This is a genomic window from Brevibacterium sp. MGP-B1 (genome assembly GCF_057766545.1).
Genome location: NZ_CM173407.1, coordinates 625,326 through 637,911, shown reverse-complemented (window position 1 = coordinate 637,911; position 12,586 = coordinate 625,326). Strand labels below are relative to the sequence as shown.

The following is a 12,586-nucleotide window of genomic DNA, read 5'->3' as shown; positions in this document are numbered from 1 at the left end:
TGCTCGTCTCAGCTGACGACCAGCGGTTCGAGGACCAGGTCGGGGTGGTTCTTCTGCACACCCTGCAGCCGCCACCGGTCGGAGAACAGCGCCAGCAGCTCTCCGTCGGAGCGGTGGAGGACCTCGACCGAGCGTTCCCGGGCCAGGGTCGGCACGCATTCGGGAGTGGTGCGTCGGGCGAGGGAGAAGTTGAGGCGCTCCAGGGTGCAGGGAGCGTTGAATTCGTTGGTCATCCGGTCTTCGGCGACTTCGAACTGCATGGGTCCGACAGCGCCGAGCACGGGTGCCTGATCACCGCGCAGGTCCGAACGCAGCACCTGGATGACGCCTTCGTGGTCGAGCTGTTCGATGCCGCGGCGGAACTGTTTGTACTTCGAGGAGTCCTTGGCACGGATGACCATGAAGTGTTCGGGTGAGAACGTCGGGATGCCGGGGAACTCGACCTTCTTGTCGAGGTAGAGGGAGTCACCGACGCGCAGAGCGGAGGCGTTGACCAATCCGACGACATCTCCCGGGAACGCTTCGTCGACAACATCGCGGTCGCGACCGAAGACCTGCTGAGCGTATTTCGTGGCGAAGGGTTTGCCGGTGCTGGCATGGGTGAGCACGGTTCCGCGCTCGAAGACGCCCGAGCACACTCGGATGTAGGCGAGTCGGTCGCGGTGGTGGGAGTCCATTCCGGCCTGCACCTTGAAGACGAATCCGGAGAAGGGATCGTCGACGGGGCGGGGCTGGTCGTCCTTGTCCGGGCGGGCCTCGGCGGGCGGGGCGAGGTCGACGAGGAGGTCGAGAAGTTTGTGGATGCCGAAGTTGAGCACGGCCGAGGCGAACATCACCGGGGTCGACTTGCCGGCGAGGAAGGTGTCCTGGTCGTGGTTCTGGTCTTCCATCTCCAGCAGATCGGACTCATCGACAGCGGTCGTCCAGGCATCGCCCTCGAGGTCGGCGGCCGCCTCGGCGGAATAGGTGTCTTCACCGGCGATCGTGGCGCCTCCGTCGGTGCGGGTGTATTTCGTGTACTCGCCGCTGATGCGGTCGAGGACTCCGCGGAAGTCTCCGGACTGCCCGACTGGCCAGGTGATCGGGGTGGGCAGGAGGCCGGTGCGCTGCTGGACCTCGTCCATGAGTTCGAGCGCGTCGAGGCCGGGACGGTCCCACTTGTTGACGACCGTGATGATCGGGATATTGCGGTGGGCACAGACTTCGAAGAGCTTCATCGTCTGCGCCTCGAGGCCTTTGGCGGCATCGATGAGCATGACGGCGCAGTCGACGGCGGAGAGCACACGGTAGGTGTCCTCGGAGAAGTCGGCGTGACCAGGGGTGTCGACGAGGTTGAAGACGGCGTCGCGGTACTCGAACTGCAGAGCGGCCGAGGAGATCGAGATTCCGCGATCCTGCTCCATCTGCATCCAGTCGGAGACGGTGGCGCGGCGACCGGCCTTGCCGTGGGTGGCTCCGGCCTGGCCGATGGCGCGGGCGTGGAGGGCGAGCGCCTCGGTGGTCGTCGATTTGCCCGCGTCGGGGTGGGAGATGACAGCGAACGTGCGGCGGCGGGACGCCTCGTGTCGGATGTCCTTGACGGAATACTGGCCAGAAGTCACCGCAATATCCTATCGTTCTTCGCGCTCGTCCGGCGTGTCCGTTCAGTCACAGTGTGGGGTCAGCTTGTGCCGGGCGTCCGGTGGCCGGAACCGTATGCGCGGGGTGGCCGGCGGGCGTTGCATCCAGCGTCCTGTCGGAATCGGCCCATATGCTGGGGTGCGATGTCTGAGGAATTCGTCGAATACGCCGGCCGTTCGGAGCCGAAGGAACGCTGGCTCAAAGCCTTGCCGCTCATCGTCGCGGGGGTCCTGGGTGTCCCGCTGCTGTGCGCGGCGATCTGGTTCTCCTGGCAGATAGCGCAGACGACGAAGTACCTCTTCGATCTCGGCACCTCCGGCAGCGAGGCGGCCGGGATGGTGCTGCTCAGCCTGTCGGGGGCCTTCTGCCTCATCTTCTATCTCGCGTTCCTCTTCATCGGCACTCGCCGTCGCACGTGGAAGTGGCGCATCTGGTGGAGTGTCGCCACCCTTCTTGCCGCCGGAGCTCTGCCGTTATGGTGGCTCTTCAGCGGCTTCTTCGCCGACGTCTGACCTTCGCCGTCGGGCCCGCACCGCGCACGGGTGGTCGCAATCCCAACGCTTCGTCGCCAAACCACCTCGCTGGTGGCGCTGCCTACAGGTGCTCGCGCGTCGGTCACTCTTCGTGACACAACGCCCCTCTGCAACGAGGCGTTGTGCCGCTGACGGTGAGGGATGCCCAAATCGCTGCCCGAAGTTCCGCGCAATACCTCGACGCAACGAGGTGTTGTGCCGCTAAGGGTGAGGGATGCTCGGGTCAGAGCTGGGCGAGGGCCTTCGCGATGCGCTTCTCCGACACCGGATGTGCCGTGCCCAACGAGTTTGCGAACAGTGACACCCGCAGCTCTTCGAGCATCACAACGACTTCGACCCACTCGGCAGGCAGCGACACGATCAGCTGCGACCACTCGGCCTTCGCCAGAGCCGGGAATCGATTGCCGATCTTCTTGACCACATCGCTGCTGCAGCCGGTGACCCGATCCATGAGCTGCTTGTCACGGATCGGCGAGTCCTGCATTCCGTCGATGCGCACCACTTCGGCCTGCACCCAGCGGGGCAGCTCGCGCAGCAACTGCGGAGTCATCGCCGCAACAGCGGCTGCACTGGTTCGGGAGGCTCGCCACGCCTGCACATCGGCGAGGTTCGACAGGATCGCCAACGAGGAGGCCTTCGACACGAGTTTGTCGAGCTCGGTCGCCGCCTGCAGCGCCTTCATCAGGGACGGCAGCAGTGATGAACAGGTCAGCGGCAGCTCGGCGTCGACGTCCTTGCGCAGCCGTGCGAACTCATCGGCGGTGGCCACCCATGACGTCTCGGCCGGCCCCAATCGGTCGACGACGAGTCCGCGGATCCCGACTCGAATCAGCCCGACCAGGAGCTCGTCGGCGGTCTTCTGGTGACCGGCGAGGATGAGCTTCTCCTGAGTGGTCAGCCCGTCCTGCAGGTACTTCAGTGCGTCAGACGTGTGCTGGCCCAGCAGGGTGATGATCGCTTCTCGCGTGGCCAGGCGCGCTTGTGCAGCGGTGTCGAAGGCGACGAGGTCGACCGAGGTCGAACGGTCTTCGAGTCCCGGTATGACGCCCGCCGCGCCCTGATCGGGGTCGGCCAGTTCACCGAACGTCCAGTCAGTCAGGCCGATCTTCGGGGTGAACGCGCTCTGCTTCTGGCGGGCCTTGCGCACCTGCGGAGTGGCTTTCGTTCTCAGAGCGGTCAGATCCTCGCCGAGACCGACGGTCTTCTTCCCATCGACGACCCGGAAGGTCAGCCGCAGATGAGCGGGGATCCGCGATCGGTCGAAATCGTCGGCGGTGACCGTGATCGGCACGAGGTCGTTCAGCCCTCCCCCGCCGGCGCGTTCGCTCAAGTACGCAGCGAGCACGTCCGGCAGGCTCCCCTGGTATGGGGTGAGCGCCGGCAGGATCTCGCGGGCGACGTCGGGAGCGGGAACGAAATAGCGGCGTTTGCTCTTCGGCAATGACCGGATATAGGCGGCGACGAGTTCCTCGCGCAGGCCGGGGACCTGCCAGCTGAATTCGTCCGCGTCGACCGCGGGCACCGCCTCGGCGGGGATCTCCACGGTCACCCCGTCCTCGGTGCTGCCGGGGTCGAAGGAGTAGCGCAGCTTCGCCCGCGTACCGTCGGTCAGTTCCCATTCCATCGGGAAATCCGAGGCCACCGAGGCGGTCAGTTCCTCACTGTCGTCGCTGAGCAGCACCGAGGTGGTGAGGTCGAGCAGGTGCGCGTCCCGTCGCTTCTGCTTCTTCCACCATCCCCGGAAATCCGCCGCCGAGGTGATCCCCTCCGGAATCCGTTCGTCGAAGAATTCGTAGAGGGCATCGTCTTGGTCGAGCACGCGACGGTTCCGTGTCCGCGAGGCCAGTTCCTCGGCCTCGTCGATGACGGCCGCGTTGTGTTCGAGGAAGCCGAAGCGTTCGTGCCAGTCGCCTTCGATGAGACCCTTGCGGATGAACGCGTCCCGGGCGGCCTCGGCGTCGATGGTGCCGTAGCCGACGCGGCGGTCGCTGACGAGTGTGACCCCGTAGAGCGAGATCTTCTCGTACACCATCGATGCGCCGGCCTTCGTCGACCAGTGCGGATCCGAATGTTGGCGGGTGACCAGATCACCGGCGGCTTCGACGACCCAGTCCGGATCGATCGCGGCGACGGTGCGGGCCCACAGGCGGGAGGTCTCGACGAGTTCGGCAGCCATCACGAAGTCCGGATTGACCTTGAAGAGTCCGGATCCGGGGAAGATCGCGAACCGGGTGCCGCGAGCCCCCTGATAGTCCTTGTGCCGCTCCGACCGTGAGCCGATCATCGTCAGCAGACCGGTGAGCAGCGACCGGTGGATGGCGGCGGCATGCGGGTCGAGTTTGGCGGCTGCCACCTGCTTCCCGGTGTCTCCGGCCGGACCGGTCGCGCTCTGCTTCTTCGCGCTGCGTTTGGCGGCGCTGAGTTCGGCGAATCCGATCTTGCCGTTCGCGCCTCGTCCGCTCTGAGCATTTCCTTCGCCCCGACCGCCGCGGGTGCCCTGACCGCCAGGAGCATTCTGACCCTCACGGCCACGACCGCTGCGACCGCTTTGACGACGGTCGGAACCGTCACCGGACCCAGCAGCATTCGTCTTGCCGCCCTCGCCATCGAGCGCGGATCCGGCCGTGTCGGCATCGTCGCCCGCCTGCCAGACGAATTTCTCGATGCGAATGCCGGCCGAGCCGAGCAGTGAGCGCAGCTGACCGACGAGGTCCTGCCATTCGCGGATGCGGAAGAAATTGAGGAATTCGTCCTTGCAGCGGCGACGGAACTTCGAGGATCCCATGTCCGCCTGCAGACTCTGCAGGTAGTTCCAGAGGTTGAGGTAGGACAGGAAGTCACTGCCTCGATGGGTGAATCGGGCGTGCTTCTCATCGGCGGCGGCTCGGACCTCGGCCGGACGTTCCCGGGGGTCCTGGATGGACAGCGCGGCGACGATGACGGTGACCTCTCCCCCGCAGCCGGCTTCCGCCCCGGCGATGACCATCCGCGCCAGGCGGGGGTCGATCGGCAGCACGGTGAGTTTCCGGCCGATCTCGGTGACGTGGATCTTCCCTGCCGAGTCGCTGGTCAGCGCCCCGAGTTCGGTGAGCATCGTCCGTCCGTCACGGACGGCCCTGGCCTCTGGAGGGGTGAGGAACGGGAAGTCGAGGATCTCCTGATCGCTTGCGGCGAATCCCAGTGAAGCCATCTGCAGGATGACGCTGGCGAGGTTTGTGCGCAGGATCTCCGGATCGGTGAATTCGGGACGCGACTCGAAGTCGTCTTCCGAGTACAGGCGGATGCAGATGCCATCGCTGGTGCGCCCCGAGCGGCCCTTGCGCTGGTTCGCACTGGCTTGGGAGATCCGCTCGATCGGCAGTCGCTGCACCCGGGTGCGGTTGGAGTAGCGGGAGATGCGGGCGGTGCCGACGTCGATGACGTATTTGATTCCGGGCACCGTCAGCGAGGTCTCGGCGACGTTCGTGGCCAGGACGATGCGCGGTCGTGAATGGGGTTGGAAGACCTTCTGCTGCTCCCCCGCCGAGAGTCGGGCGAACAGCGGAACGACCTCCCAGCTGCTCATCCGCGGACGTCTGCGCAGGTGGTCGGTCAGGGCATCGGCGGTGTCGCGGATCTCCCGTTCGCCGGAGAGGAAGACGAGGATGTCGCCGGGTGCCTCGGCCGCGAGTTCGTCGACGGCGGCGATGATTCCATCGGTCTGCTCCTCGACTCCGGTTTCGTAGTTCCCGGATTCGCCAGGCCCGTCGACATCGTCATCGGCAGGATCGTCCCCGAGGGGCCGGTATCGGACCTCGACGGGGAAGGTGCGGCCTTCGACGGAGATGATCGGAGCGTCATCGAAGTGAGCGGAGAACGATTCGGGGTCGATCGTCGCCGAGGTGATGATGACTTTGAGGTCGGGACGTCGGTCGAGCACTTCCTTGAGGTAGCCGAGGAGGAAGTCGATGTTGAGGCTGCGTTCGTGTGCCTCGTCGATGATGATGACTTCGTAGTCGCGCAGCAGTTTGTCGCGCGAGAGCTCGGACAGCAGAATGCCGTCGGTCATCACCTTCACCCGAGTGGAATCGGCGACCTGCGCGGTGAACCGCACCTGGTAGCCGATGGTGCTGCCGAGCTCCTCGTCGAGTTCGTCGGCGATGCGCTCGGCCACAGTCCGGGCGGCGATGCGCCGAGGCTGGGTGTGGCCGATGAGTCCGTCGACCCCGAGGCCGAGGTCGAGGCAGATCTTCGGCAGCTGGGTGGTCTTTCCCGATCCCGTCTCACCAGCGATGATGACGACCTGGTTGTCCCGGATCGCCTCGGCGATCTCGTCCTTCGCCGCGGTGACCGGCAGATCCTCAGGGTAGGTGACGGTGACCGGATGGGCTGCGCGGGCGTCCTTGAGCCGGGCTCGGCGCTGCTGATGGTGCGCCGCCGTGGTTCTGCGTCGCTGCTGCGAACGCCCACGTCCGTTCTTCCCGCGCCGAGGCGGCCGTCCTGGATTCGTGTTCGCTGGAGTGGTCGACGGGGTCGGGTTCTCTTCTGCCATTGCGTCTCCCAGCTTAGCGGCAATGCCCAGACCCGGCCCCGCCGAGGCGGGTTACTCCCCGCCGCCCCAGAGTGGGGCAAGCGCCGAGTAGAGCTGCTGGATGCCGAGGATGATGAACAGCAGTGCCGTGATCGCCAGAGCGATGTTCGTGTGCAGCTTGTTCGCCCATTCCTTCGGGATCTTCTTGCCGTTGAGGAGGCCGAGCAGAGTGATGGCGAGGAACGGCATGAACAGCGAGCCGAGGACGCCGTAGGCGAGGATGAGTCCGATGGGCTTGCCGAGGATGAACAGCAGCATCGGCGGGAACGTCAGCCACAGCACATAGAACTTGAAGTACTTGCCGCCGGTCAGGGTGTCCGGGTGTCCGCCCGGCTTCTTGCGCATATGCCCCCAGAAATCGGCGAACATCAGCGACACTCCGTTCCACACTCCGATGATCGAGGAGAAGGAAGCGGCCCAGAATCCGACGAGGAAGCCGATGCCCACGACCTCGCCGTAGCGGGCTTTGAGGACGTCGGCGAGGTCGAGCAGACCCTTGTCCTCGGCAGAGATCGAGACTCCTGCGGCACGGACGACCTCGGCGCCGACGATGAGCATAGCGATGACGAAGATGCCGGTCATCACGTACGCCATCGAGTTGTCGATGCGCATCACCCGCATCCACTTCGGAGTGTGCCAGCCCTTCTCGCGCAGCCAGTAGCCGTAGGCGGCCAGGGTGATGGTGCCGCCGACTCCTCCGGCGAGCGCGAGCGTGTAGATCACTCCGCCCTCTGGAATGATGGGGATCAGTCCGGTGAGCATGTCGGGGATATTGGGGGCGGCGATGATCGCCAGCCCCACGACGGTGATGAACATGATCCCGACGAGGACGGCGGTGATCTTCTCGAACACGGAGTAGCGGCCGAACCACACCATGGCGAAGCCGGCCAGGCCCATGAGCACCGACCACACTGTGAGGTTGAGACCGGGGAAGAGCGCGGCCAGCGGCAGCGCCGCCGAGCTCATCGCCGTGGCTCCGTAGACGAAGCCCCAGATGATGATGTACGGCCCGAAGTACCAGGTGGTCCACCTGCCGAGCGATCGCCAGCCCTCGAAGATCGTCTTTCCGGTCGCGAGGCTGAACCTGCCGGCGCCTTCGACGAGGACGATCTTGAGGATGACGCCGACGATCACAGCCCACAGCAGTCCGTAGCCGAACTGGCTGCCGGCCACCAGGGTCGCCACCATATCTGCGGCACCGACGCCGGTGGCCGCGACGACGAGGCCGGGACCGATGACCTTCCATTTGGCCGGGCCGGAGGCCTCTTCGATTCCGGAAACGGTCTCTGCGTCGCCCGCGTCGCCTGGGCCGGAACCGTTCGACTGCTCGCTCATGGAGTTTTTCGCTTTCATCTTCGGCCGCGCACAGTCTCACCGTGTGGTCGGGGATCCTCCATCGGGTTCTCCCGCACATCGGGGGCGCAGCGGTCTCAGCATGTCCACGGTCATGATAGGTGACAACGGCGCTGTCGTGTCATCGGTCACCACCCTTCGCGACGGCCGGCCCCGGACCCCGCGCCTCAGAACCGGTCAGCGATGCCTCGCAGACGTTCGAGATACGCTTCCGGGTCGGCAGCCGGTGGCAGGTTCGGAGCCGCCTCGGAGAGTCCGGCGGCACCGTCGATGCCTTCTCGGACGATGTCGATCTGCCCCAGATGGCGGGTGAGGTCGACGAGGACGTGGACCATGATCTGCCCCAGGGTGGTCTCGTCACGGCCGTCGGGCCAGTGCGGCACCCGTCCCGGCGAGTCGAGGCTGAGCGAGTCGATGGTCTCGTCGGCGAAGTCGGCGACGCGGGTGTAGAGGTCGAGCAGAAATTCGGTCGTCTCGGACTCGGTCGCGCACCAGTCGGCCTGCGGATCGAGATCGATGTCCGCGTCGGTGACGACTTCATCCGGGTTCGGCCAGGTTCGGCCAAAGGTCTCGCCGAAGTAGGCGATCTCGACCTGCGCCATGTGTTTGAGTGCGCCGAGGAGGTTGAATCCGGTCGGTGTGTGCGGCCACCTCAGTGACCTCTCGTCGAGCCCGGACAGCTTCCATCGCAGGGTCGTCCGACCGCGATGCAGGGACTGCTGCAGGAAGGACTTCATCGTCTCGTCGTCGCTCATGAGCATAGCGTTCCACACCATCTCTGCGCCGTCTACGGTTATCCTCGAAGGGTGAGTGAGAACAATTCATCGCAGGACTCCCGCAGTCGCATCGCCCGACGGGTCTTCCCCGACGGAGTCGACCCCGATCCTCGCTTCACCCTGGCCAACGAGCGGACCTTCCTGTCCTGGATCCGCACCGCGCTGGCGTTCATCGGCGGCGGAATCGCCGTCGAAGCCTTCACCTCGGAGATCTTCGGCACCGGTCTGCGGGCGACCCTGTCGATCGTCCTCATGGTCATCGGCTTCATCCTCGCCGCCGGTGCCGCCGTCCGCTGGCATCGCATCGAATCGGCGATGCGTCGCAAGACCTCGCTGCCGCTGCCGCTCATCATCCCCATCGTGAGCCTCGCCTCGGCGCTGGGTGCCGGTCTCCTCGTGCTGGTGTTCGCCGGCCTGCTGTGATGCCGACCCGCTCACCGCGACCGCAGCCGCATGACGATCCGGCTCTGCAGCCGGAACGCACCGTCCAATCATGGTTGCGCACGAGTCTGACGATGACGGTCGTCAGCCTCATCTTCATGCGCTTCATCAATGTCTTCCAAGGCTGGTCGGTGGCGCTCTTCGTCGTGTGCATGGGCATGGCCATCGTCGCCATCGCCATGCAGGTCAGGCGGTACCGACTCGGTTCGGTCTCGATTCGGGCCGAACGCGGCCGGCCGTCGCCGTGGGCGGTCATCTTCCTCACCACCTCGGTGTGTCTCATTGCGGTGCTGAGCATCGCTTCGGTCATCAAGATCAGCCTGTTCTGAGGCTCTCCGCCCGCTCAACCTCCCGGACCTCCTGACCGGCATCCCACCCGCTCAACCTCCCGGGCTTCCTGACCGGTTCCGCCCGCGCTCCCGACCGACACCGCGCACGCCCGTCGCGCATGCCGCGTTATGAGACCGCCGTCCGGTCCGCTGACCTGCACGCCTAAACTGGTGCGTATGAAGGATGCACGCGAAGTCTCCACCGCCCCACTCGTCGCCGTCGGCCTCATCGGCGGTTTCCTCACCGCCCGCGAGACCGGGATCCGCCCCCTCGGCGGAGTCGTCCTCGCCGCAGCGGGCGCCTACGCCGCCCGCTCCTGGTATGTGAAGAAGGGCTGGCCGGCCGCCACCGGGCTGAGCTTGGCCTACCTCGGCGGGTTCGGCGCCTCCCATCCTCTGGCGAAGAAGATCGGCGCATGGCCGGCCGTGTTCGCCGTCAGCGCGGTCAGTGCCGCAGCCTCCTATGTCGTCTCCGATATCGCCGAGGCGGACTGACCCCATCGCGGAGGAGGCCCGACCTCCGCACGCCGCCGCGAATTCCGCCCGGCGCGGACCCCGACCGTCCCGAACTGATACCCGCACTACGGGGCTGACACCAGCCGTACCAGACTGACCGCAGCACTCCCAGACGCAGGAAGCGAGGACCCGAGCAGCCCATGCTGGCCGTATTCGAAGGTTTCGCCGTCATCGCCGGAGTGATTCTGGTCGGGTTCGTCCTCGGCCGCTCCGGCGTTCTCGGTCCGCACGGTCAGCAGGTCATCGCGAAGCTCGTCTTCTACGCCGGCACCCCGACCCTGCTCTATGTCACGGTCGCCGAGACCGACCTCGGGCTGATCTTCAACACCGCCCTCTTCGCCACCGGCGGCTCGGCGCTCATCGTCGGTGCCGCCCTCTTCGTCCTCACCAAGTGGATCAGAAAGCGCAGCACCGGGGAGGCGATGTTCTCCGCGTGGGCGACCAGCTACGTCAACATCGGCAATCTCGGCATCCCGATCGCCGCCTATGTCCTCCGCGACATCGGCTATGTCGCCCCGGTCCTGCTCTTCCAGCTGCTCGTCCTCGCCCCCATCGGCATGGCCGTGCTCGACGGTGCGGGCAAGAAGCAGCATGATTCGCACTGGTACTCCGCGATCCTCCAAGTCCTCAAGAACCCCATCGTCCTCGGTGCTGCAGCCGGTGTGGCCGCCTCGGCGACGGGCTTCGAGCTGCCGCGCTTCGTCTTCGAACCCATCGACATGATCGGCGCGACCGCGGTCCCGGGTGCCCTGTTGGCGTTCGGCATCTCGCTCAAGGACGGGTGGGGAATCCCCGTCAAGGGCAGCCGCGCACAGCTGAGCTACATCACCGGCGCCAAACTCATCGCTCAGCCGGTCATCGCCTGGGCCGTCGGCGGTCCCCTGCTCGGCTACGACGGGATCGACCTGTTCGCCATCGTCGTCACCTCCGCCCTGCCGACCGCGCAGAACGTCTATATCTACTCGATGCAGTACCGACAGTCCGAGGCTCTCATGCGCGATGCCGTCTTCATCACCACCGTGCTCTCCGTTCCGGCTCTCGTCATCATCGCCGCCCTCCTCGGCTGACGCCGCGAAATCGGCCGCCGTGGCGTGTCCTCCCGGGCTTGGACCCTGTGGTCACTGACAATGGGGATGTGTCCAGAGACGAGAAGAACGAGACCGAAGACCTCCTGAGCAGGCGGATGAGTTCAGGGTCTGCCAGTGCTGCCGAAAAGCAGTCGCAGGCCCCTCTGGAGGCGGCCAATGATCCCTCGACCGACACCGAGGCGTTCGATCCGATCACGGATCCCATCGCCGAGGATGCCCCCAAGCATTCCGCGGATGCGAAGCCCTCGACGGGTCCGGTGAGGGTGACCCCCGCCCATTCGACGAATCCGGCCTCTCAGCCCGCGACCGCGAGCACGCGTACCGCCGAACACACCGCCGCGCAGAAGTCCGCCGGCACGAGCTCGGCCGCCGCTGCATCGACGGCCGGGGCATCATCCTCGACCGATACCGGTGCCACACGCGAGGTGCCGCAGAATGCGCGCACCGCGGTGATGAGCGAAGCCGATTGGGCTGCGGTGTCGAAGGCGGCGACGTCGACCGATGCCCGTGATCCCGAGGTGCCCGAACGACGTCGGTCCGTGCTCGATGTCATCGGCACGATCTGGATCATGCTCGCCACCCCCTTCGTCCTGTTGGCTCTGGCGGTGCGCTTCGTCGCCTCGGGGATCTTCCTCAAGTTCGAATACTTCCGGCCCGGCTTCCCGGCCGACCAGTTCGGCTTCAGTGCCGCCGACCGTGAGCACTACGGGACCTATGTCATCGACTACCTGCACAACTTCGATTCCCGGCGCTACCTCGCCGATATCGTCATGCCCAACGGGGAGCCGATCTTCATCTCCGACGAACTCAGCCATATGGCTGACGTCAAGGGTCTGATCTCGCTGCTCTACCTCGTGGCTCTCGTCGGCATCATCGGATCTGTGCTCTTCGGCATCTACATGTGCCGCAAGAACGGGTCGGGCATCCATGCAGGTGTGCGTCTGGGGTCGATCTTCAGCATCATCTTCATGGCCGCTGTCGCCGTTGTCGCCGTCCTCGGCTGGGACAGCTTCTTCCGCGGCTTCCACAAGGTGTTCTTCGCCGATGGGACCTGGGAGTTCTATGCCGATGATTCGCTCATCCGCCTCTTCCCGCCTCAGTTCTGGGTCGATGCGGGCATCGCCGGCGGCGGGCTGTTCGTGCTCCTGGCGATCATCCTCTTCCTGCTCAGCTTCACCGGTCACAAGAAGCGCCGGGCGCTGCGCAAGGCACGGAAGGACGCCGAGGCAGAGATCTGATTCGGTTTCGCCGCAGTCCGGAGCATCGGCCTCCGGCGGCACAGCAGCACGTCACTGTACAGCGGGTTCCAGCCCCGCTCCACGGTTCCGGCCGGGTGGTCTTTCCCCTTCCACCCGGCCGA

The 12,586-nt window shown here is 65.7% G+C and carries 10 protein-coding genes; 6 read left to right on the top strand and 4 right to left on the bottom strand.

The features are described 5' to 3' along the window. Positions 1-8: 8 nt before the first annotated feature. Positions 9-1,601 (bottom strand): peptide chain release factor 3, encoded by a 1,593-nt coding sequence (locus AC3CD9_RS02950; protein WP_488366199.1) that lies wholly within the window; start codon positions 1,599-1,601, stop codon positions 9-11. Positions 1,602-1,763: 162 nt separating this feature from the next. On the opposite strand from AC3CD9_RS02950, the gene AC3CD9_RS02945 reads away from it, so the two are divergent. Continuing rightward, a complete protein-coding gene (locus tag AC3CD9_RS02945; RefSeq protein ID WP_262777855.1) occupies positions 1,764-2,132 on the top strand; it encodes a hypothetical protein in 369 nt (122 codons plus the stop codon). A 244-nt stretch (positions 2,133-2,376) separates the two neighbouring features. On the opposite strand, the gene hrpA is transcribed toward AC3CD9_RS02945, so the two are convergent. The 3 genes from hrpA to AC3CD9_RS02930 all read right to left on the bottom strand — a co-directional run bounded on the left by hrpA (position 2,377) and on the right by AC3CD9_RS02930 (position 8,831). Then, the gene (gene hrpA / locus AC3CD9_RS02940; protein WP_488366198.1) at positions 2,377-6,684 is read right to left on the bottom strand and encodes an ATP-dependent RNA helicase HrpA; all 4,308 of its coding nucleotides are present in this window, start codon (positions 6,682-6,684) and stop codon (positions 2,377-2,379) included. A gap of 51 nt (positions 6,685-6,735) precedes the next feature. After that, a complete protein-coding gene (locus AC3CD9_RS02935) occupies positions 6,736-8,058 on the bottom strand; it encodes an Nramp family divalent metal transporter (protein WP_488366197.1) in 1,323 nt (440 codons plus the stop codon). Between the two features lie 185 nt (positions 8,059-8,243). Then, complete coding sequence (locus AC3CD9_RS02930; RefSeq protein WP_488366196.1) at positions 8,244-8,831, bottom strand: DinB family protein; 588 nt, start codon at positions 8,829-8,831, stop codon at positions 8,244-8,246. A gap of 51 nt (positions 8,832-8,882) precedes the next feature. Between AC3CD9_RS02930 and AC3CD9_RS02925 the strand changes: the two genes are divergently transcribed. The 5 genes from AC3CD9_RS02925 (at position 8,883) to AC3CD9_RS02905 (ending at position 12,464) form a co-directional block, all read left to right on the top strand. Then, the gene (locus tag AC3CD9_RS02925) at positions 8,883-9,275 is read left to right on the top strand and encodes a YidH family protein (protein WP_139469651.1); all 393 of its coding nucleotides are present in this window, start codon (positions 8,883-8,885) and stop codon (positions 9,273-9,275) included. Beyond that, positions 9,275-9,622 carry a DUF202 domain-containing protein gene (locus tag AC3CD9_RS02920; protein ID WP_488366195.1) on the top strand — a complete coding sequence of 116 codons (348 nt, stop codon included), beginning with the start codon at positions 9,275-9,277 and terminating at the stop codon, positions 9,620-9,622. The genes AC3CD9_RS02925 and AC3CD9_RS02920 overlap by 1 nt, the downstream gene beginning before the upstream one ends. Before the next feature lie 177 nt (positions 9,623-9,799). Beyond that, positions 9,800-10,117 carry a hypothetical protein gene (locus AC3CD9_RS02915; protein WP_229663872.1) on the top strand — a complete coding sequence of 106 codons (318 nt, stop codon included), beginning with the start codon at positions 9,800-9,802 and terminating at the stop codon, positions 10,115-10,117. 161 nt (positions 10,118-10,278) lie between these two features. Then, positions 10,279-11,205, top strand: coding sequence for an AEC family transporter (locus AC3CD9_RS02910; protein WP_488366194.1), 927 nt, complete (start codon positions 10,279-10,281; stop codon positions 11,203-11,205). Positions 11,206-11,273: 68 nt separating this feature from the next. Continuing rightward, complete coding sequence (locus AC3CD9_RS02905; RefSeq protein ID WP_488366193.1) at positions 11,274-12,464, top strand: TIGR01906 family membrane protein; 1,191 nt, start codon at positions 11,274-11,276, stop codon at positions 12,462-12,464. Positions 12,465-12,586 lie beyond the last annotated feature (122 nt).